General features: G+C 74.5%; 20 protein-coding genes. 12 read left to right on the forward strand and 8 right to left on the reverse strand.

Going from position 1 to position 19,179, the window contains the following annotated elements; translation table 11 throughout:
- Window positions 1-173: 173 nt before the first annotated feature.
- Window positions 174-938 (forward strand): GNAT family N-acetyltransferase, encoded by a 765-nt coding sequence (locus tag ACWEPF_RS09645; protein ID WP_452172128.1) that lies wholly within the window; start codon window positions 174-176, stop codon window positions 936-938.
- A gap of 58 nt (window positions 939-996) precedes the next feature.
- Window positions 997-1,587, forward strand: a complete 591-nt coding sequence (locus ACWEPF_RS09650; protein WP_452172129.1) for a dihydrofolate reductase family protein — start codon at window positions 997-999, stop codon at window positions 1,585-1,587.
- A gap of 16 nt (window positions 1,588-1,603) precedes the next feature.
- Here the strand turns inward: ACWEPF_RS09650 and ACWEPF_RS09655 are convergent, their stop codons facing one another.
- Window positions 1,604-2,506, reverse strand: a complete 903-nt coding sequence (locus tag ACWEPF_RS09655) for an alpha/beta hydrolase (RefSeq protein WP_452172130.1) — start codon at window positions 2,504-2,506, stop codon at window positions 1,604-1,606.
- A 117-nt stretch (window positions 2,507-2,623) separates the two neighbouring features.
- On the opposite strand from ACWEPF_RS09655, the gene ACWEPF_RS09660 reads away from it, so the two are divergent.
- Window positions 2,624-3,709 (forward strand): helix-turn-helix domain-containing protein, encoded by a 1,086-nt coding sequence (locus ACWEPF_RS09660; protein ID WP_452172131.1) that lies wholly within the window; start codon window positions 2,624-2,626, stop codon window positions 3,707-3,709.
- On the opposite strand, the gene ACWEPF_RS09665 is transcribed toward ACWEPF_RS09660, so the two are convergent.
- Window positions 3,689-5,068 carry a tannase/feruloyl esterase family alpha/beta hydrolase gene (locus ACWEPF_RS09665; protein WP_452172132.1) on the reverse strand — a complete coding sequence of 460 codons (1,380 nt, stop codon included), beginning with the start codon at window positions 5,066-5,068 and terminating at the stop codon, window positions 3,689-3,691. The two genes, ACWEPF_RS09660 and ACWEPF_RS09665, sit on opposite strands and share 21 nt — an antisense overlap.
- 209 nt (window positions 5,069-5,277) lie before the next feature.
- Here ACWEPF_RS09665 and ACWEPF_RS09670 point away from each other — a divergent pair, with 209 nt between their 5' ends.
- On the forward strand, window positions 5,278-6,486 hold the full coding sequence (locus ACWEPF_RS09670; RefSeq protein WP_452172133.1) for a sensor histidine kinase: 1,209 nt from the start codon (window positions 5,278-5,280) through the stop codon (window positions 6,484-6,486).
- Window positions 6,483-7,208: a response regulator transcription factor gene (locus ACWEPF_RS09675; protein ID WP_452172134.1), complete on the forward strand. Its 726-nt coding sequence runs from the start codon at window positions 6,483-6,485 to the stop codon at window positions 7,206-7,208. Before ACWEPF_RS09670 ends, ACWEPF_RS09675 begins: the two co-directional genes overlap by 4 nt.
- A gap of 19 nt (window positions 7,209-7,227) precedes the next feature.
- Here ACWEPF_RS09675 and ACWEPF_RS09680 read toward each other — a convergent pair whose 3' ends face one another.
- A complete protein-coding gene (locus tag ACWEPF_RS09680) occupies window positions 7,228-7,632 on the reverse strand; it encodes a DUF4259 domain-containing protein (RefSeq protein WP_452172135.1) in 405 nt (134 codons plus the stop codon).
- A 255-nt stretch (window positions 7,633-7,887) separates the two neighbouring features.
- Here ACWEPF_RS09680 and ACWEPF_RS09685 point away from each other — a divergent pair, with 255 nt between their 5' ends.
- Window positions 7,888-8,328 carry a hypothetical protein gene (locus ACWEPF_RS09685; RefSeq protein WP_452172136.1) on the forward strand — a complete coding sequence of 147 codons (441 nt, stop codon included), beginning with the start codon at window positions 7,888-7,890 and terminating at the stop codon, window positions 8,326-8,328.
- Between the two features lie 58 nt (window positions 8,329-8,386).
- Here ACWEPF_RS09685 and ACWEPF_RS09690 read toward each other — a convergent pair whose 3' ends face one another.
- Window positions 8,387-9,970 (reverse strand): serine protease, encoded by a 1,584-nt coding sequence (locus ACWEPF_RS09690; protein WP_452172137.1) that lies wholly within the window; start codon window positions 9,968-9,970, stop codon window positions 8,387-8,389.
- Window positions 9,971-10,113: 143 nt separating this feature from the next.
- On the opposite strand from ACWEPF_RS09690, the gene ACWEPF_RS09695 reads away from it, so the two are divergent.
- The 4 genes from ACWEPF_RS09695 (at window position 10,114) to ACWEPF_RS09710 (ending at window position 15,679) form a co-directional block, all read left to right on the forward strand.
- Window positions 10,114-10,947 (forward strand): RNA polymerase sigma factor, encoded by an 834-nt coding sequence (locus ACWEPF_RS09695; RefSeq protein WP_452172138.1) that lies wholly within the window; start codon window positions 10,114-10,116, stop codon window positions 10,945-10,947.
- The gene (locus ACWEPF_RS09700; protein ID WP_452172139.1) at window positions 10,944-11,930 is read left to right on the forward strand and encodes a CU044_5270 family protein; all 987 of its coding nucleotides are present in this window, start codon (window positions 10,944-10,946) and stop codon (window positions 11,928-11,930) included. Before ACWEPF_RS09695 ends, ACWEPF_RS09700 begins: the two co-directional genes overlap by 4 nt.
- A gap of 233 nt (window positions 11,931-12,163) precedes the next feature.
- Window positions 12,164-13,279 carry a DNA gyrase subunit B gene (locus tag ACWEPF_RS09705; protein ID WP_452172140.1) on the forward strand — a complete coding sequence of 372 codons (1,116 nt, stop codon included), beginning with the start codon at window positions 12,164-12,166 and terminating at the stop codon, window positions 13,277-13,279.
- Window positions 13,280-13,639: 360 nt separating this feature from the next.
- On the forward strand, window positions 13,640-15,679 hold the full coding sequence (locus tag ACWEPF_RS09710) for a DUF7507 domain-containing protein (protein ID WP_452172141.1): 2,040 nt from the start codon (window positions 13,640-13,642) through the stop codon (window positions 15,677-15,679).
- 34 nt (window positions 15,680-15,713) lie between these two features.
- Here the strand turns inward: ACWEPF_RS09710 and ACWEPF_RS09715 are convergent, their stop codons facing one another.
- Window positions 15,714-15,905 carry a hypothetical protein gene (locus tag ACWEPF_RS09715; protein WP_452172142.1) on the reverse strand — a complete coding sequence of 64 codons (192 nt, stop codon included), beginning with the start codon at window positions 15,903-15,905 and terminating at the stop codon, window positions 15,714-15,716.
- A 244-nt stretch (window positions 15,906-16,149) separates the two neighbouring features.
- On the opposite strand from ACWEPF_RS09715, the gene ACWEPF_RS09720 reads away from it, so the two are divergent.
- The gene (locus ACWEPF_RS09720) at window positions 16,150-16,383 is read left to right on the forward strand and encodes a hypothetical protein (protein ID WP_452172143.1); all 234 of its coding nucleotides are present in this window, start codon (window positions 16,150-16,152) and stop codon (window positions 16,381-16,383) included.
- Window positions 16,384-16,389: 6 nt separating this feature from the next.
- Here the strand turns inward: ACWEPF_RS09720 and ACWEPF_RS09725 are convergent, their stop codons facing one another.
- Both ACWEPF_RS09725 and ACWEPF_RS09730 read right to left on the reverse strand, forming a co-directional pair.
- Window positions 16,390-16,875, reverse strand: coding sequence for a peroxiredoxin (locus ACWEPF_RS09725; protein WP_452172144.1), 486 nt, complete (start codon window positions 16,873-16,875; stop codon window positions 16,390-16,392).
- Between the two features lie 74 nt (window positions 16,876-16,949).
- Window positions 16,950-17,282: a YnfA family protein gene (locus ACWEPF_RS09730; protein WP_452172145.1), complete on the reverse strand. Its 333-nt coding sequence runs from the start codon at window positions 17,280-17,282 to the stop codon at window positions 16,950-16,952.
- A 79-nt stretch (window positions 17,283-17,361) separates the two neighbouring features.
- Here ACWEPF_RS09730 and ACWEPF_RS09735 point away from each other — a divergent pair, with 79 nt between their 5' ends.
- Complete coding sequence (locus tag ACWEPF_RS09735; RefSeq protein WP_452172146.1) at window positions 17,362-17,949, forward strand: GNAT family N-acetyltransferase; 588 nt, start codon at window positions 17,362-17,364, stop codon at window positions 17,947-17,949.
- Here ACWEPF_RS09735 and ACWEPF_RS09740 read toward each other — a convergent pair.
- Window positions 17,930-19,141: a pyridoxal phosphate-dependent aminotransferase gene (locus ACWEPF_RS09740; protein ID WP_452172147.1), complete on the reverse strand. Its 1,212-nt coding sequence runs from the start codon at window positions 19,139-19,141 to the stop codon at window positions 17,930-17,932. The genes ACWEPF_RS09735 and ACWEPF_RS09740 overlap by 20 nt on opposite strands.
- Between the last annotated feature and the right edge of the window lie 38 nt (window positions 19,142-19,179).

Raw genomic sequence — 19,179 nt, forward strand, 5'->3', positions numbered from 1 at the left:
GCTGCCCCCATGCCTACTAGCTCCGCTGCCCCGGACCGCCACCGCGAACGCCTGCCCGCTCCACGTCCGGTGACGGTCACTCACACCTTGATGGTTCCCCGGCATCCTGCCACGACCTGCGATGCGCGGATAAACCGCTTGCCCCTGGGGCGGGCTCACCTAGCATCGGCAGGGTGGCCAGTGAACTGCGGCGGATCACCGCCTTCCGGACGTCCTTCGCCCGCCGTCAGGCCGATTCGGTGCGGGAGGTGACCGGCGGGTTCGTGGTGCGGAACGCGGAGTTCCCGCTCTCCTACGAGCACAACCAGCTGCACGTGGACGGCACCGGCCTCGACCCGGCGGTGCTGCTCGCGCTCGCGGACGAGGTGATGGCGGACGCGGACCACCGGCTGCTGACCGTCTACGACGACGAGCTGGGCGCGGCCTGCACGCCGCTGTTCACCGCCGCCGGGTACCAGCACAGCACCGAGCTGGTGATGCACCACGCCGGCCCGGCGCCCGCCGCACTGCCCGCCGAGCCGGCCGAGCCGGTGGACTGGCCGGTGCTGGCGGAGCCGTACGGGGAGCGGCTGCGCGAGTGGATGCCGGAGCTGACGGACGAGGGCGTGCGGCAGCTGGTCGAGCGCCGGGTGGCGCGGCGGCGCGGTGCGGCGGAGGTGCTCTTCCTGGCGGCCCGGACCCCGGAGGGAGAGGTGGCAGCCTGGGCCGACCTCTACCTGGACCCGCCGAGCGGCACCGCCCAGATCGAGGACCTGATCACCGCCGCCGAGCACACCCGCCGCGGCTACGCGGACGCCGTCGTCGCCACCGCGCTGCATCGCGCCGCCGGGGTGGAGCTGCGGTTCCTGATCGCCGACGCCGAGGACTGGCCGCAGTACTGGTACGGGCGCCGCGGCTTCACCCCGGTGGGCCGGGGGCACTCCTTCACCCGCTCGTGATCGAATGGCCGAACGGGTTCGCCCCGACGGGGGGCTGACCGACCATCAGGGAGAGAACGTGCGCAAGCTGGTGTACTTCATCGCCACCACGCTGGACGGCCACATCGCCGCCCCGGCCGGCGGGGACCCGACCGGCCCGGACGGCTTCTGGCCGATCGGCCAGGACTACGTCGAGCACCTGGTCGCCGAGTACCCCGAGACCCTCCCCGGCCCGGCCCGGGCCGCCTTCGGCCTCACCGCCGAGGGCGCTCGCTTCGACACCGTGCTGGAGGGCACCCACACCTACCGGATCGGCCTGGACGCGGGCGTCGCCAACGCCTACCCGCACCTGCGCCACCTGGTCTTCTCCCGCAGCCTCACCGAAGCCCCGGACCCGGCGGTCGAGCTGGTCGCCACCGACCCGGTCGCCAAGGTCCGTGAGCTCAAGGCCGAGGAGGGCAAGGACATCTGGCTCTGCGGCGGCGGCGAGCTGGCCGGCACCCTCTACGCCGAGATCGACCGCCTGGTGCTCAAGCTCTCCCCGCTGAGCACCGGCTCCGGCATCCCGCTGTTCGGCCGCTCCGCCGCCTTCGAGCCCCGCAGTTGGCAGCTGACGGACCAGACCGCCCTGAAGAGCGGCGTCCTCTTCCTCACCTACGACCGGGTCTGAGGACGCCGCCCGCGGGTCAGGCCAGGGCCCGGCGCAGCACCTCGCAGAGCTCGGCGAGCTGGCGCTGCGAGACGTCCGCCGACAGGATCGCCTGCGAGCCGTGGAAGGTGCCGGGCCACTGGTGCAGTTCGACCGGGACCCCGGCCTGCATCAACTGCAGGGCGTAGACGATCTCCTCGTCCCTGAGCGGGTCGAACTCGGCGGTCGAGATGTACGCGGGCGGCAGGCCGGAGAGCTCGGTGGCCCGGGCGGGGGCGGCGTACTCGTCGGCCACCGCGTTGCCCAGGTAGTGCGCCCAGACCGCGGTCAGCTTGGCCCGGTCGTGCCACGGGGTGGCGGTGAAGTGCCGCTGGGACCAGGTCTCCTGACGGTCGTCCAGGCCGGGCTGGTTGAGCAGCTGGAAGCGAATCGCCGGCCCCTGCCGGTCGCGCGAGCGCAGCGCCAGCCCGGCGGCCAGGCCGCCGCCCGCGCTGTGCCCGCCGACCGCGATCCGCTCCGGGTCCACGCCCAGCTCCGCCGCGTGCGCGGCCAGCCAGCCGAGCACCGTCCAGGCGTCGTCCAGCGCCGCCGGGTAGCGGTGCTCGGGGGAGCGCCGGTAGTCCACGGAGACCACCAACACCCCTGAGCCGTGGGCCAGTTTGGCCGCCCACGGGTGCTCCGTGTCCAGGTCCCCGAAGACGAACCCCCCGCCGTGCAGCCAGATGATCGCGCCCAGGGGGGACTTCTCGTCCCGGGGCCGGTAGATCCGCACCGCCACGTCCGGGTCGCCGGGCACGGTGCGGTCCTCGACGTCCAGCAGCGCGGCCTCCGGGGCCGGCCGGGCGGCCGCCCGCTCGGCGAAGTTGCGCCGCGCGGTGAGCGGGTCGGTCACGTCGGTGTCGGGGAGGAAGGGGATGAAGGCTTCGAGTTCCGGGTCCATGTCCTCCATCCTGTCCGCACCCTGACGGCACGTCAGCCGCCGTCCGTCGCACGTCCCGCCGCCGCGGCGCACCGTTCGGCGGGCCCCGGGAGAGCGGGGCCGGACTAGGGTGCGGGCATGGAAGCACTGGCCGTCCGGCTCTCCGGGCTCGATCCGTACGTCGACGGTGCCATCCGCATCATCGGCTTCTACGACACCCTGATGCGCCGCCGGGTCGACCTGCCCGCGCTGGCCCGGACCTCCGCCGGGCTGGCCGAGTGCGTGACCGGCATCCGGCTGCACGGTACGGGGCGGGTGGTCCGCTTCTCGCCGCTGGGGACCGAGGCCGCGGGGCCGCCGGGGGAGGTCTCGGCGCGGGCCGCGGTCACCCTGGACGAGGAGGAGATCGGCGAGGTCTGGCTGGAGCGCGGCGGCACGGGGAGCCCGCTGGACGAGGTGCTGCTCGACCGCCTGGCGATCGCCGTCGCCGCGGCGGTCGAGCGGTACGGACCGGCCCGCACCACCATGGCCGACCCGGCCCTGGTCGAACTCGCCGTCAGTTCCGGCGCCGAGGAGGCGGCCCGGGCCAGGGCGCTGCGGCTGCTCGGCTTCGCGCCGGATGCCCCGCCGCAGGTGGTGGCGGTCCGCTCGGCGGGGCCCGCCCTGGACCGGATCGGTGCCGCGGTCTGCCCCGGCCGTCCGGTGAAGGCGGCCGTGCTGGCCGGGGTCGGCGTCCTGCTGGTCACCGTGCTGGACCGCACCGCCTTCCCTGCCGGGGTCCGCGCGGGCATCGGCGCGGCGGGCAGCCCCGAGCGGGCCTGGCGGCAGGCCCGTACCGCGCTCCGGTTCACCACCGACCGCCGACCGGTCGTCGAGCACGGGGAGTTGGGGGCCCTCGCGCTGCTGGCCGCCGTGCCGTCCGCGGTCGTCCGGGCCAATCCGGACGTGGCCGCCCTGGCCCGGCTCGCCGCGGACCCGGAGGGGCTGGCCACCCTGGAGGCGTACTGCCGGACGGGCTCGCTGCGCCGCGCCGCCGACGACCTCCACCTCCACCACAGCAGCGTCGCCCGCCGGATCGACGGGATCGGCCGCACCCTCGGTCTCGACCTCACCGACCCGGCGGACCTGACCAGGGCACGGATCGCCCTCACCGCCCGGCGGTTGCTGGACGGCGAGGGCGAGGGTGCGGGCGGTGCCGGAGGGTCAGAGGGCGCAGGCGGCTGACGGGGCGCCGGTGGGGAGCGGGAGGCTCACCGGGACGGTGGCGCTGGGCGGCGGGGTGCCGCCGCGGGTGGTCCAGGCGACCAGGGCGTCGAAGGCGGTGTCGAAGCAGGGCTGCATCGGGCGGACCAGTTCCGGGGCGAGGTCGCGGGAGCCGTCGGTGTGGGTGCCGTTCTCGATCCGGTAGTAGCGGTGCAGGCCGCTCCGGCCAGCCTCGTCCACCATCTCGTCGTAGACGTCGCCGGTGCGGCTGATCGGGAGCAGGACGTCCAGGGTGCCCTGGAGGGTGATGAGCGGGCGGGCGATGCGGCCGGTCAACGAGACCCGGGCGACGGCGTCCTTCACGCTCTGCGGGCGGGAGGCGTAGTCGTAGTCGGTGTCGCAGCCCGGTCCGGTGCCTTCGGGGCAGAACGGCGTGCCGGCCCGGGTGTCGCCGTCGTAGTCGGGGTCGAGCTCCTCGCGGACGATGCGCTGGAGGGCGTCCCACTGCGGGCGGTGGGAGGGCCAGAGGGCCTCGGAGCCCTCGGGGTAGCCGGCGGCGTGCATGGCCTCGGCGGCGCCGGGCTCGTGGCGGTCCCAGCGCGGGTAGGCGCGCAGGGCGGGCGGAAGGTTGGTCAGCAGGTTGGGCTGGTCCCGGGTGAACAGCAGGCCGTTCCAGTCGATGCCGCCGGTGTAGAGCTGTGGGTAGTGCTCCAGCTGCCAGCGCACCAGGTACCCGGCGGCGGAGAGCCCGGCGGCGTACGTCCGGCCGGGAGCCCGTCCGTAGTGGCGGGCGGTCACCTGCTGGGCCGCGACCGTGAGTTGGGCCACCCGCCGGTGCCACTCCAGGATGGCGTCGCCGGGCGCGGCGCCGTCCTCGTAGATCCGGGGACCGGTGTTGCCCTTGTCGGTGGCGGCGTAGGCGAAGCCCTTGGCCAGCACCCGGTCGCTGATGATCAGGTCGTTCGCGTACTGGCCCCGGACCCCGGGCGGGCCGGCCACCACCAGGCCGCCGTTCCAGTGCTCGGGCAGCCGGATCACGAACTGGCTGTCGTGGTTCCAGCCGTGGTTGGCGTTGGTGGTGGAGGTGTCCGGGAAGTAGCCGTCCAGCTGGATGCCGGGGATCCGGGACGGGTTGACGGTGTCCTTGGCCTGGAGGCCCTCGTAGTCCTTGGAGTTGGTGAGGCCGGCCGGGAGTGCGGCCGTGGTCAGGTCGTCCAGGCAGTGGCTGATCAGCCGCTCCGCGCCGGGGACGCGCAGGCGCTGCCCCTGGCAGGCGGGGCCGGCCGCGTCCGCGGCCGTGGCGGGGAGCAGGCCGACGGCCAGCAGGGCGGGCACGAGGGCGACGAGCGGGCGCCAACGGCGGTGCTTGGTACGGGACATGGTGCTCGGTACTCCTCAGGGTCGATGGGGACGGACCGAAACTAGGCGGCCCGGCCCCGGGCCGAGGAGTGCCGGGCGGCCACACTTGCCGGTGAAGCCCCTGGTGACGATCGGCACATGACCTCCGGCCAGACCTGGGGCGCGCGGCGGTGGCCGCCGTCCGCGGTCCCGTATCGTCCCTGCCGGAGACCGACTCGAAGGGGGAGCGGATGGCCTCGTCGCCGGCCGTCGTGCCGTGGATCCCGCCCGTGCTGTACGTGGCGGTGCTGGCCGGTGGCGTCTACCACGCCGCGCTCGGGGACGGTCCGGTGCCGGTGGGACGCCTCGCGGGCTTCGTGGCGGGGCTGCTCCTGCTGCTCGCCCTGGACCTCGGGGAGCGGCGCCGGTGGCCGACGGGCACACCGGCCCGGACGGCGGCCGTCCTGCTGGCGGCCAGGCTGCTGCTCTGCTCGGCCGTGGCGGTGCTGGACGGTTCGGGCGTCTCCCGGGCGCTGTTCGTCCTGGTGCCGTTCGCCGCGCACCTGGCCTTCGGCCGGCGGGCCGGACTGGTCGGCGGCGCGGCCTGCTTCGCGCTGCTGGTCACCGGATACACGCTCCTCGTGCCCCGGTGGTGGGTCCGGGCGGAGTACGTCTCCGACCTGCTGATGTTCGCGCTGGGTCTGGCGCTGGCGCTCTCGATGGCGGCCGTCGCGCTGCGCGACCAGCGGGCGCGGGCCCGCCTGGAGGCCGCGCTGGCCGAGCTGGAGCTCTCGCACGAGCGGGTGTCCGCGTACGCGCTGCGGGTGGCGGAGCTCTCCACCGCAGAGGAGCGCAACCGGGTGGCCCGGGAGATCCACGACAGCCTGGGCCACCACCTGACCGCCGTGGCCGTCCAGTTGGAGAAGGCCGAGGCCTTCCGCGAGCTCGACCCGCAGGCCTCGGCGAAGGCGGTGGCGGACGCCCGCTGGTCCGCCGGGCGCGCACTCACCGAGGTCCGCGAGTCGGTCGGCGCACTGCGCGGGGCCCGGCCCTTCTCCCTCGCCCGCGCGCTCGCCGACCTGGCCCGTCACCTGGGCGACGACCGTCTGACGGTCGCCCTGCGGGTCACGGGGGAGGAGGCCGGGTACGACGCCGAATCGCTCACCGCGCTGTACCGGGCCGCCCAGGAGGCGCTCACCAACGCCCACCGGCACGGGCGGGCGAGCCGGATCGAGGTCACGGCCGCCTACGGCGAGGCCGCCGCCACGCTGGTCGTCGCCGACGACGGCCGGGGCTTCGACGGTGTGCCGGGGGCGGGGAGCGGCTTCGGCATCCGCGGCATGCGCGAGCGCGTCGAACTCCTCGGCGGGAGTGTGGAGATCGGTGCGGCCACTCCCTCCGGCGCGGTGGTCACCGTGACCGTCCCGCGGGCCCGGCGACCGGTGGGGAGCCTCGGATGAGCGGAGGCCCTCGGACGGAGGTGCCGCCGGCCGTGGGCGGGCGGGGGCCGGAGGTGCGGGTGCTGGTCGTCGACGACCAGGAGCTGGTCCGGGAGGGGATCGCCTCCCTGCTGGGCATCCAGCCGGGCGTCACCGTGGTGGCGACGGCGGGTGACGGACCGTCGGCCGTCGAGGCGGCGGTGGCCCACCGGCCGGACGTCGCCCTGGTGGACGTGCGGATGCCGGGCCAGGACGGGATCGGGACCGCCGCCGTGCTGGCCGCCCGGGTACCCTCCTGCCGGGTCGTCATGCTGACCACCTTCGACGACCAGGAGTACGTCGCCGGGGCGCTGGCCGCCGGTGCCGTCGGGTACCTGCTCAAGAACCTGCCATCCGCCGAACTCGCCCGGGCGGTAAGGATGGTGCACGTCGGGGTGGCCCAGTTCGACACCACGGTGGTGGCCCGGTTGGCGGCCGCCCTGACGGCCGCGCCGGCCTCCGCGCCGGCCTCCGCGCCGGCGCCCGCGACTGTCCGGGTGACACCTGCGGACGACGGGCTGACCGGGCGGGAGGTGCAGGTGCTGCGTCTGATCGCGGGCGGTTCGACCAACCGGGAGATCGCCTCCCGCCTCTTCCTCAGCGAGGGCACCGTCAAGAACCACATCTCCCGGATCCTGGGCCGGCTCGGGCTCCGGGACCGCACCCAGGCCGCCCTGTACGCCCGCGACCACGGCCTGCTCTGACCGCGGGCCACCGGTCCGGTCAGGGCTGGGCCAGCACCGCCACCAGCCGGCCGATGTCCGCGCGCCAGGGCTCGCCGTACTCGGTCTCGTCCCAGAGCCCGGCCAGCTCGGAGTCGTCGCCGAGCACCCGGCCCAGCGCCGCGGCCGCCAGGGCCCGCAGCTCCGGGGCGAGCGGGGGCAGCGGCTGCTTGGGGCCGTAGGCGGGCGACACCGGTGCCCCGCCCGGGAGTTGGGCGGCGATCAGGGCGGCGGCGGCCACCGCCTCGGCGCCCTCGTCGATCTCGAGGTAGTCCGTGCTGTCCGCGACCGCGGCCAGCACCCGGCGGAGGATCGCCCCTCGCTCGGACTGCTCGGCGTCGTCCAGGAAGGCGGCGAAGTCGGCCGCGTTGTCGTTCTCGAACGGGCCGATGTCCCAGGTGCCCATGGTGTGCTCCCCCAGCTCGGGTGGTGGTGTCCGGAGGATCATCGCAGCGGGGGGTGACACCACGGGGGAGCGGGGTGGTCCGTCGGCCGCACGGCCGGGGGCCACTGGTGGCGGAGCCTCGGTCCAGCTAAGCTGAACGTGTTCAAAATGGCGTACCGGGGATGCTTGGCCCCCGGTCATCGGGGTGCGGGGGCGGGCGGCATGGGGGAACGGCCGGGGAGACCGGTGGGACGTGGCCGGGGCGCGAGAGCGTGGGTGCTGCTGTTGGGCCTCTGGCTGCCGGCGGCCGGTCCGGCGCTCTCCGGGTGCAGCCTGTCGGCCGTCTACGTGCTCTGCGTCGGGGAGCAGCCCGCCGGGATCACCTCCGCCGACCTGGCCGGGACCTACCGGGGCGATCCGAACGGGAGGCTGACCCTGGCCGCGGACGGCACGGTGACCGTCTCCGACTGGAGCCACCGTCCGCACGGGGCCGCTGCGAAGGTCGTCCGGATCGCGCACGCCTCCGGTACGTGGGTGCTGAGCGAGACCACGGCCAAGGACGGGATCCTGGAGGTGGCCATGACCTTGGACGCGGAGGGTGCCGCCGTGCACGAGTACGCCTACGTGGGCGGCAGTCGGAAGAAGCCCGAGCTGGCCTACCACCTCGGCGGGGACCCGGACGACTGCGAGACGGTCGACCTGACCAGGGCCTCCTGAGTCCCGGCCCTCCGGAGCGGGCGGAACCGCTCCGGAGGGTGACCGGGCGTCAGGCGGCTCACCGGGTGCGGTAGGCGTCCACGACGGTCTGGGTGAGGGTGTTGCCGCCGAGGTCGGTCAGCTCCGCGCGCAGGCTCACGCCCGTCTCCCGGCCGGTCGCCGGGACGGTCACCGCGCCCTGCCGCACCGGGAGCTGCCGCCAGGAGGCGCCGCCGTCCAGCGAGTACGAGACGCCCAGCGAGCGGTGCCGCCCGTCGGCCGCCGCGCCCCGGACGGTGACCGGCAGCCGCAGGGCGGTGTCGGCCGGGGCCGAGCCGTCGCCGCGCAGTGCGGGGGAGAAGCGGACCACGCTGAGCGGCAGCGGGGTCGGGCCGGTGGTGGCCGCGCGGGTGGAGAAGGTCCAGTCGGCCGTCACCACGCTCGCCGTGCCGGGGGCGCCGCCCCGCTCCACCGAACTGGTCAGCCGGTAGTCCGCCTTGCCGGGCGGGACGGTGAAGGAGCCCTGTCCGGGGGCGTCGGTGGCGGTGCCGACCACCTTGCCGTCCCGGGAGAGCGTGGTGGTGGTCGAGGTGAACGCCGGCGACCACGGCACGTGTCCGTCGCCGTCCGCCAACATCGCGACGTCGACCGTGAGTTGGTCGCCGTCCTGGACCAGGGCGGGCCGGTCTGAGAGCTGCGGGCCGAAGACGGCGTTGTCGAAGGCGTGGACGGTCCTGGTCCCGGCGCGCAGGTTCAGTCCGAGGGCCGGATAGATGGTCGGCCGGGCCTCGCCGACCAGCGGGGCCCGGTAGAGCAGGTCCCACGCGCCGCGCTCCGGGGTGACCAGGAACTCCGCCGTCGCCGGTGCCCGGAACTTCGCCGGCACCCCGATCGTCGGCCCCTGCGAGGGCATCAGGTCCACCACGACCTCCCCCTCGGTGCCCGGCCGGGCGGCCGCGCGCACCTCCAGTGCGGCCAGGTCCCGCAGCGCCGGGCGCCGCACCAGCCCGTCCATCGCGCGGCTGCCGGTGGAGACGTACCCGAGGGCGTAGGTGGTGCTCCCGTTCCGCCAGTAGCTGTCGTACGACTGCCGGACCGTGCCGGGCTCGGCCGCCGGGCCCTGCTGCCCGATCCGGATCCCGGGGTGGGCGAACATCCGGTTCGACAGTCGGGCACCCGGGCCGGAGCCGACCACCAGGTAGACCCCGCTGTTCACGAACTCCGCCGAGGCGTCCGGCGGCCGTACGTCCACCGGCGAGGTGCGGCGGGCGTCCAGGGTGACGGCGGTGTCCCGGTTCAGGTCCAGCCGGGGCTGCACCAGCCAGTCCACCGCGTCCGAGCCGGTGAAGGTGGCGTCCAGCAGGTACCGGCCCTTCGGCAGGCGGAGGGTGGTGGTGCCCGAGGCGTCGTACGGGGCCTCGGTGCGGTCCGCGCCGGGGCCGGAGACGCCGATGACGTGGGTCTCGTAGCTGGAGGCGGGGCGGCCGTCGCGGCCGAGGTGATGGATCGTCAGGGTGTAGGTGGCCGGTTCGGCCGCGGTCGCGGCCCTCGCCGCGTCGGCGGCGGGCGCGGCGGTGACCAGCAGGGCGACGCCGACGGCGAGCGAGCGCAGGGCGGTGCGGCGGGTGGGGCGGGTGGGGCGGGTGGCCTTGGGATTGTCCATGCACTGCCCTGCACCTCGGCGCCGCCGCGTTCCGGTGATCCCGATCACAGGGGGCCGCCGGCGAGGAGTGTGGCGCAGGTCACCGGAACTCCCGCAACGCCCGAGGCAGGGCGGAGTGTGACCACGTACGGGAGGAACCGGACATGAGGGACCGTCTGCGCGCGGGGGACCGCGGCGCCCTGGCGGAGCTGTACGACGAGCACGCCGCCGTGCTGTACCGGTACGCCCTGCGCGTCACCGGCGACTGGGCGGAGGCCGAGGACATCGTCTCGGCCACCTTCCTGGCCGCCTGGAACGCGCGGGAGTCGCTGCGCACCGAGGGAGGCGAACTCCGGCCCTGGCTGCTCGGCATCGCCACCAACCTCATCCGCCGCAACGCCCGGACCCGCCGCCTCCGCCGCCTGGCCCTGGCCCGCGTCCCCGAACGCGGCCTGCTGCCCGACTTCTCCGACGACCTGGTCGCCCACCTCGCCGACGCCGAGCAGCTGCGGGCGGCCCGTGCGGCGCTCGGCCGGCTGCGGCCCCGCGACCGCGAGGTCTTCGTCCTGGTGGTCTGGGAGGGCCTCGACTACGCGGCCGCCGCCGAGGCCCTCGGCGTCCCGGTCGGCACCGTCCGCTCCCGCCTCTCACGGGCCCGCGACCGGCTCCGGACCCTCACGGAGGCCGAACTGCGCCGACCCCGCCCTGCGCCGGCCGCCTGCCCCGACTCCGCTCCCGCCGATCGCCCCGGCCCCGCCGATCGCCGGGCCGCTCCGGGCGGCGCAGCCGCTTTCGACCGGTCAGTCGCCTCGGGCGGAGCGACCTCCTCCGGTCGGCCTGCTTGCGACGACGGTCAGGGCCCGATCCGCGGCCCCGGCTCCGTCCGCCGCCCGGCTGCCCCGGAGGACTCGGTGACCTCCGGCTGCCCGGCTCCCCCTGACGCCACGTCACCCGTTCCGTCCGCCGACCGCCGCCACCTTCAGGAGTCCTCCCGGTGAACCGCTCCCCGTCCCCGTCCGACCTCTCCCTCGCCGAGCTGCTGCCCCCGCCGCCGGTGCCGCCGCTGGGGGCCGACCGCTCCCGGCTGCTCAAGGCGTCGGTGCTGCGCTCCTCCGCTCCCGTCCCCGTGGCCCGCACCGTCCGCCGGCCGCTGCTCCTCGCCGGGGTCGCGCTGGCCTGCGCCGTGACGGGCGTGGTGGCCGTGCAGCCCTGGCAGCAGCGGTCCGGCCCCGCTCCGGCCGTGGTCGCCGATGCCCCCTCCGCCGTCCGGCTGCTCGACCGGATCGCCCTGGTGTCGGCCGCTTCCGGTGCTCAACCGGCCGCCCGCGCCGACCAGTTCGTCTACGTGGAGAGCCGGGTGGCCTTCGCCGGGCGAAGCGCGGACGGCGGCCCCGCCGTCCTCCCGCCGGTGCACACCCGCCGGGTCTGGTCCTCCGCCGACGGCAGCCTCCCCGGCCTGGTCCGCGAGGACGGTGCCCCCGACAGCGTCACCACCTACACCCCCGGCGTTCCCGCCGCCGACCCCTCGGTGAGCTGCCCCTCCTCGGCCTGGCTCGCCTCGCTCCCCACCGACCCGGCCGCCCTGCTCCGCCTGATCCACGATCAGACCCGAGGTCAGGGAGCCGACCCCGACCAGCGCGCCTTCACCGCCATCGGCGACCTCCTCGCCGAGACCTCCGCACCCCCGCAGGTCACCGCCGCCCTCTACCGCGCCGCCGCCCTGATCCCCGGCGTCACCGCGGTCCCCACCGCCACCGACGCCGCCGGGCGCGAAGGCGTGGCCGTGGCCCGCACCGCCCCCTCCGGCGAACAGACCCAGTGGATCTTCGACCGCACCACCCACACCTACCTCGGCGAACGCACCGTCCTCACCCGCCCCACCGACGCCGGCCCGGCCGGCACCGTCCTCGGCACCTCCGCCGTCCTGCTGCGGGCCGTGGTCGACCGCCCCGGAGACCTCCCGGCCGCACCTGCGGCCTGATCCTCGAAACTCGCGAAAAAACTGCCGCCGCGCCCTCCCGGAAATGCCCCGCACAGGCCTCCGGCGGGGGCGCGGTCGCACTCCCGGGGTGGGCCGAGGGCAGCGGGGCGAGGGCCTCCGGGGAGGCGCGCAGGCGCGCTTCTGAGGCTCCGTCAAACCCCGTCTGACCTGGTCTTTCCATGGAAATGTCCTAGGCTGAGGGCACCGTTCGGACGTCCTTCGGGAGGGGTACTGTGAGTACGGAGAACCATGCCTACGACGCGAGCGCGATCCAGGTGCTGGAGGGGCTGGACGCGATCCGGAAGCGGCCCGGGATGTACGTCGGCTCGACGGGCGAACGCGGCCTGCACCACCTGGCCTCCGAGCTGGCCTGTCACGCGATGAACGGGGTGCTCGCGGAGGGCGGGGGGCGCGTCGACGTCACCCTGTTGTCCGACGGCGGGTTCCGGGTGCGGAGCGAAGTGGGCGTGGACCCGGTCGAGTTCTCGATGCTCCTGACGGACTTCTCCTTCTGCTTCGGCGCGGGGGCGAGGCGAGGCGAGATCATGCTTGCCGGCCCCGGAATGCTGTGCGCGGTGAACGCCCTGTCCACCCGGACGGAGCTCGAGGTGCGGCACGACGGCATCCGCTGGGAGGCGGGCTTCGCCCGGGGCCGCACGGTCAAGCCGGTCACCGAGGCAGGTGCGGCGGAGGGCAGTTCGGTCACGGTGGCCTTCTGGCCGGACCCCGAGGTCTTCGACACCACGCAGTTCTCGCAGCAGGTACTGGCCGATGCGTACCGCCAATTGGCTTTCCTCTATCGCGAGTTGTCCATCACCTTCACCGACGGGCGCGGACCGGGCGAGCCCCGGGCGTTCGGCTTCGGCGGCGACCTTCGAGGATTCGTCGCGCACCTGGACGGTGAGGAGAGCCCTGACGTCATCGGCTTCGGGTGCGACGACCCTCGGATGCCGGGCGAGCTGGAGGTGGCCCTTCGCTGGCGGCCGGGCGGGGGAGAGGCACGCGAGTGGAGTTTCGCCAACGGCCTCCGGACCGAAGGCGGTGGCACCCACGTGGAGGGTCTGCGGCGTGGGCTCCGAGCGGCCGTCAGCTCCTACGGGTACCGGCGGGAGCTGCGCACCGCGGCTGCGCCCGAGATCGCGTGGGACAGGATCTCGGACGGGCTGACCGCAGTGGTCTCCGTGAAGCTCGACGACCACCTGAGCTTCGAGGGCGCCATCCGCGACAAGCTGGGCAACCCGGCGGTCGCCCCCTGCGTGGAGGAGGCGGTCCGAGACCACGTCACCGCTTGGCTGGAGACCCACCCGGCCGAGGCCGACGCCCTCGTCGGGCGGATGCTCCTCGGCTGACGGTCCGCGACCTCCCCGGGCGGCGGCGTCAGCCGCCGAGGCACTCGCCGTCCGGGGAGGTGTCCGGAGACCCCATGCCGCTCCGAAGTCGACCAGCCCGGACCTGAGTTCGGCGGTGATCTCCCCGAGCGCCCAGGTCGCCCGCCGCTCGGGCGCCGCCGCCGTCAGCTGCCGCATCCCACGGCCGCCACCCGTCCGGACGTACGGATACGGAACGTCGACCACCGGCCCGCCCCGGCACCGCCGTTCGGCTGTGCTGCCCTCCGGCGGGGGCGATCGGGCGGGGCCGTCCGGATGAAGAAGTCCGTGGGCCGGGCCCGGCTCCGGGGAGGGCGGGGGCGGTCCGATTAGCGTCGTGCGGTGACCGCGCCCGTGAGCCATTCCGTCTCCCTCCGTCTCGCCCGCCCGCTGATGGCGGTGGCCGCCGTGCTCGCGGTCACCGGTCTGAGCGGCCCTGCGGCCCGGCCGACCGGGACGGTCCCGGAACGGCCCCTGCCGAGAGCCGGCGGAGGGTCGGTGCTGCTGAACGAGACGTTCACGGGGAGCTCGATCGCCGACCCCGGCTTCGTCCCGCTCGACTCGGCCTGCCTGACCGGGGCCGGCGGGCCGCCGCCGGCCGGCCAGTCGACGACCGGGCCCTGCACCGGTGCGTCGCAGACCACGCCGTCCGTCCCGGCCCCCGGGGTCACCCCGGGCTGGCTGCAGCTGACCGACGGCGGGAACTACCGGGTCGGCGGTCTGCTCTACAACCGTCCGCTCCCGGGCAACGGGGGCCTCGTGGTCTCCTTCGACCAGTACCAGTACGGCGGCAACGGCGCCGACGGCATCGGGTTCTTCCTGGTGGACGGCAGCGTCGACCTGAAGACGGCGGGCGCCGACGGCGGCTCGCTCGGCTACGCCCAACGGAACCTGGTGCCCGGCGTGGAGGGCGGCTACCTCGGCATCGGCCTCGACGCCTACGGCAACTTCGCCAACGACGGCGAGCAGCGCGGACTGAACTGCCCGGCCGGACAGAAGTCACCGGTGATCAGCGACAACCAGGTGACCGATTCGGTCACCCTGCGCGGGCCGGGGGAGGGGCTGGACGGCTACTGCTTCCTGGTCTCGACCATGAAGCCGGACGCGAGCAAGCCCTCCGGTCAGGTCACCACGCTGCCCGGCAACCTCCGGGCGGACACCACCGACCCCGAGCAGGCCGCCCGGACCGTCCGGCTGACGGTCAGTCCGGACGCCAAGCCGCTGGTGGTGGTCACCATCGACTTCCACGACGGGAAGGGCTTCCAGGAGGTGCTGCGGTACCAGATGGACACCCCGGCGCCGAAGACCTACAAGTTCGGCTTCTCCGGGTCCACCGGCGGGCTGATCGACACCCACCTGGTGCGCAACCTGGAGGAGAGCTCGGTCGTCCCGCTGACCCAGCTGAACCTGGTCAAGTCGGTCGCCGACCAGCGGATCGGACGGGCGACGAGGACCTACGCGGTCGGCGACACCGTGCGGTACCAGTTCCTGGTCACCAACACCGGCACCACCACCCTCGACCCCGTCACCGTGACGGACCCTCAGGTCACCGACATCTCCTGCCCGCGCACCGCGCTCGGGCCGATGGGCACCCCGACCGCGTCGATGGTCTGCACTGGGAGCCACGTGATCACGGTGAACGACTCCTTCACGGGCGAGTTCAGCAACACCGCCACGGCCCACGGCACAGCGCCCGGCGGCGAGGACGTCCCGTCCAACCCGTCGACGGCGACCGTCCCGGTGCTGAAGCTGACGCCCGCGATGCAGCTGTCCAAGACCGCCTCGGCGTCCAGGGCCGCGCCCGGTGACACGGTGACGTACACGGTCACGGCCACCAACACCGGCAAGGTCCCGATCGACCCGGCCACCTTCACCGACGACCTGACGGGCGTGCTCGACGACGCCCGCTACAACGACGACGCCACCGCCACCCCGGGGACCGTCACCCGGGACGGCGCCGCACTGCGCTGGACCGGGCCGCTCGCGGTCGGGGCGACGGCGACGCTGCGCTACAGCGTCACGGTGGACTCGCCGGACGAGGGCGACCTGCTCCTGCGCAATGCCGTCTTCACCACCATCCCGGGCACGACCTGCGCGGACGGGACGGCGGGCACCCGGGCGGGCCGCGCCGGTGCCCCGCCGTGCGTGGTCGAGGTCCCCGTCGACCAGCCCACGCCCACGCCGACACCCACGCCGAGCCCGACGCCCACGCCCACGTTGAGTCCGGTGCCGACCCCGACCCCCAGCCCCGCCCCCGGCTCCGGTGAGCTTCCCGCGACCGGTGCGCAGGTGACGGGGGTGCTCGGTGCGGCGGGTGCCCTGACGGTGGCCGGATCGCTGCTGCTGCTCCTGCGGCGCGGCCGCCGCTCCCGGCGGCACTGAGGCGGTCCCCGGGCGGTCCGCGGGCCGTGGAGGCTCAGCCGGCCGGGCCTCCTGACGGGTGGTCGGCCGGCGGCTCGACCGCCCGTCCCGGGACCAGGACGGCGAGGGTGTTGCGCGCTTCGCGCCGTAGCGCACGGCGCGGGGCGAAGGTCGCGGTCAGGGCGATGATCGAGACCGTCGTTCCGTAGAACACGGCGGCGATGGTGGAGAGCAGCCCGATGGACACCGGGCACGCACCTTTCTTCCCCCCGTAGGGCCTGCCCGGCTCACGGCACGGGACGGGCGTCGATGCGTCTTCCCGGCCACCATACCTGCGCCGTCAACTCCCCTCGGCGGTACGGCTTTCGGATCGTCGCACGAGGTCCTCCGTGCGGGTGGCGTCCGGCGTGGAGGGTGGAGCGGGGCGGGATGACGAGTGGTCAACTCGGTGCGGGCGAAGCGGAGTAGCCCGGTGACGAGGTGGTGCGGCGATGGATGGACGGATGCGGGCCGCGGTGGTGGCCCTGGTGGGCGGCGCGGTGCTGCTGGGGACCGGGGGAGCCGCCGTCGGGGCGGGGGCGGTCACCTGCGACGTGGGGGCGATGGGGGTGCAGGCCGCGAAGCTGCGGGCGCAGGGGCGCGAGGCCGAGGCGCGGGCGGTCGAGCAGCGGATCCGGGCGTGCGAGGACGCGGACCGGGACAGTGCCGGGCCGCTCTGGCGGTGAGGGGAGTCAGCCCTCGCCGAGGGCGGCGAGTTGGGCGGCGAGGGTGTCGGCGTGCTGGAAGGTGAGCCCGGCCAGGGCGATGTGACGCCAGGTCACGGTGGAGCCGCCGTCGAGGATGAAGACGGAGCGGCGCAGGCCGAGGCCGGGGACGGTGATGCCGTAGGCGCGGGCGACGGCGCGGTCCGGGTCGGCGAGCAGGGGGAAGCCGAGGCGGTGCTTGCGGGCGAAGCGCTCGTGGCTGTCCAGGTCCTGGGGGCTGATGCCCCAGACGTTGGCGCCGAGGTCGCGGAAGCGGTCGAGGTCGGAGGTGTACGAGCAGAGCCGCTTGGTGCAGACGGGAGTGTCGTCCCCCGGGTAGAAGACCAGCACCAGCGGGCTGCCCTTGGCCTCCTCCAGCCGGTACTCCCGCCGCTCGGCCAGGTCCTCGGTCAGCAGGACCCCGGGCAGCGAGAACGACGGAGCCGACGCACCGACGGCGGGGGGCTTGGCCATGGGAGTTCCTCCGGTCCGGACGCTACTCGACAGTACGGTCGCACTGTACTGCCTGCGCGCCGTCGGTCGGAGCGTCAGCGGCGCGGCCCGTACATGATGACCGCGACGCCGGCCAGGCAGACGAGGGCGCCGAGGACGTCGGTGCGGGTGGGGCGGAAGCCGTCGACGGTCATGCCCCAGAGGAGGGAGCCGGCCACGAAGACGCCGCCGTAGGCGGCGAGGACGCGGCCGAAGTTCGCGTCGGGCTGGAGGGCGGCGACGAAGCCGTAGGCGCCGAGGGCGACGATGCCGAGGCCGGCCATCCACCAGGGGCGGGACTCCTTGACGCTCTGCCAGATCAGCCAGCAGCCGCCGATCTCGGCGACGGCGGCGAGGACGAAGAGCAGGACGGAGCGCAGGACGGTCATGGACCGAGCCTATGCGGGTGGGTGCTGACCTCGGGAAATCCGGTTGTGGTGGCGGCCGGGGCTTGGTCGAATCGGTGGGGTGACGACCCTTGTGGAGACCGCGCGCCTGGTGCTGCGCCGGTTCGGTACCGACGACCTGGACGAGCTGGCCGCCCTGCACGGGGACCCCGAGGTGATGCGGTTCATCGACACCGGGCGCCCGCAGCCGAGGGAGGTGGTGGCGGCCGAGGTGCTGCCCGCGATCCTCCGGGGGTACCGCGAACTCCCCGGAGGGATGGGCACGTTCGCGGTCGTGGGGAAGGCGGACCGGGCGTTCCTGGGGTGGGTGGCGTTGCGGCCGGCCGACAGCGTCGGGCTGGCGGCGGGCTCCACGGAGCTGGGCTACCGGTTCCGCCCGGCCGCCTGGGGGCGCGGTTACGCGACCGAGGCGGCCCGGGCGGTGGTGGGGCACGCGTTCGACAGCGGCACGACGGAGGCCGTGGTGGCCACCACGATGGCGGTGAACGCCAGCTCCCGGCGGGTGATGGTGAAGACCGGCCTGCGCCACGTCCGGACCTTCCACGAGGAGTGGCCGGACTACATCGAGGGCGCCGAGCACGGGGACGTGGAGTACCTGGTCACCCGCCGGGAGTGGGAGGCGCTGCGCCCTACTGACGGTAGGTGGTGAGGAAGCGGCCGATCCGGCTGATCGCGGTCTCCAGGTCGTCGGCCCGGGGGAGGGTGACGAAGCGGAAGTGGTCGGGGCGGGGCCAGTTGAAGCCGGTGCCCTGGACGATGTGGATCTTCTCGCGGAGCAGCAGGTCCAGGACGAAGCGCTCGTCGTCGACGATGCGGTGGACCGCCGGGTCGAGCTTGGCGAAGGCGTAGAGGGCGCCCTTGGGCTTGACGCAGCTGACGCCGGGGAGTTCGTTGAGCGCGCGGTGGACCACGTCGCGCTGTTCGGTGAGGCGGCCGTTGGGGAGGGTGAGGTCGTGGATGGACTGGTGTCCGCCCAGGGCGGCCTGGACGGCGTACTGGGCCGGGACGTTGGGGCACAGCCGCATCCCGGCGAGCATGGTGAGCCCCTCCAGGTAGTCCTTGGCGTGCTGCTTGGGGCCGGAGACGACCAGCCAGCCGCTGCGGAAGCCGGCCACCCGGTAGGCCTTGGAGAGGCCGTTGAAGGTGAGGGTGACCACGTCGTCGGAGAGGGCGGCCAGGCAGTGGTGCTCGACGCCGTCGTAGAGGATCTTGTCGTAGATCTCGTCGGCCAGCACCATCAGGCCGTGCCGGCGGGCGAGTTCGAGGATGCCGAGGAGGAGTTCCTTCGGGTAGACCGCGCCGGTCGGGTTGTTCGGGTTGATGACGACGATGGCCTTGGTGCGGTGGGTGATCTTCGAGGCGATGTCGTCGAGGTCGGGGTACCACTCCGCCTCCTCGTCGCACAGGTAGTGCACCGCCTTGCCGCCGGCGAGCCGCACCACGGCCGTCCAGAGCGGGAAGTCCGGTGCGGGGACGAGTACTTCGTCGCCGTCGTCGACCAGCGCCTGGACCGCCATCTGGATCAGCTCGGAGGCGCCGTTGCCGAGGTAGACGTCGTTGACCGTCACCCCGGCGACGCCGCGCTGCTGGTAGTACTGCACCACGGCGCGGCGGGCGGGCAGGATGCCGCGCGAGTCGCTGTAGCCGTGGGCGTTCGGCAGGTTGCGGATGATGTCCTGGAGGATCTCCTCCGGCGCCTCGAAGCCGAACGGCGCCGGGTTGCCGGTGTTCAGCCGGAGCACGCTGTGGCCGGCCTCCTCGAGCGCGTTTGCCTGCTCGACCACCGGGCCGCGGATCTCGTAACACACGCCCGCCAGCTTGCTGGACTGCCGAAACTCCATCTGCGGCCTCCCGACCGTGGTACCCGTACCCGTGTCCG

It is taken from the genome of Kitasatospora sp. NPDC004289, from assembly GCF_053602875.1.

Coding starts and splice junctions, on each gene's coding strand:
- ACWEPF_RS09655 (WP_452172130.1), bottom strand. CDS start 2,506: ATGGACCCGGAACTCGAAGCCTTCATCCCCTTCCTCCCCGACACCGAC.
- ACWEPF_RS09660 (WP_452172131.1), top strand. CDS start 2,624: ATGGAAGCACTGGCCGTCCGGCTCTCCGGGCTCGATCCGTACGTCGAC.
- ACWEPF_RS09665 (WP_452172132.1), bottom strand. CDS start 5,068: ATGTCCCGTACCAAGCACCGCCGTTGGCGCCCGCTCGTCGCCCTCGTG.
- ACWEPF_RS09670 (WP_452172133.1), top strand. CDS start 5,278: ATGGCCTCGTCGCCGGCCGTCGTGCCGTGGATCCCGCCCGTGCTGTAC.
- ACWEPF_RS09675 (WP_452172134.1), top strand. CDS start 6,483: ATGAGCGGAGGCCCTCGGACGGAGGTGCCGCCGGCCGTGGGCGGGCGG.
- ACWEPF_RS09680 (WP_452172135.1), bottom strand. CDS start 7,632: ATGGGCACCTGGGACATCGGCCCGTTCGAGAACGACAACGCGGCCGAC.
- ACWEPF_RS09690 (WP_452172137.1), bottom strand. CDS start 9,970: ATGGACAATCCCAAGGCCACCCGCCCCACCCGCCCCACCCGCCGCACC.
- ACWEPF_RS09695 (WP_452172138.1), top strand. CDS start 10,114: ATGAGGGACCGTCTGCGCGCGGGGGACCGCGGCGCCCTGGCGGAGCTG.
- ACWEPF_RS09720 (WP_452172143.1), top strand. CDS start 16,150: ATGGATGGACGGATGCGGGCCGCGGTGGTGGCCCTGGTGGGCGGCGCG.
- ACWEPF_RS09725 (WP_452172144.1), bottom strand. CDS start 16,875: ATGGCCAAGCCCCCCGCCGTCGGTGCGTCGGCTCCGTCGTTCTCGCTG.
- ACWEPF_RS09730 (WP_452172145.1), bottom strand. CDS start 17,282: ATGACCGTCCTGCGCTCCGTCCTGCTCTTCGTCCTCGCCGCCGTCGCC.
- ACWEPF_RS09740 (WP_452172147.1), bottom strand. CDS start 19,141: ATGGAGTTTCGGCAGTCCAGCAAGCTGGCGGGCGTGTGTTACGAGATC.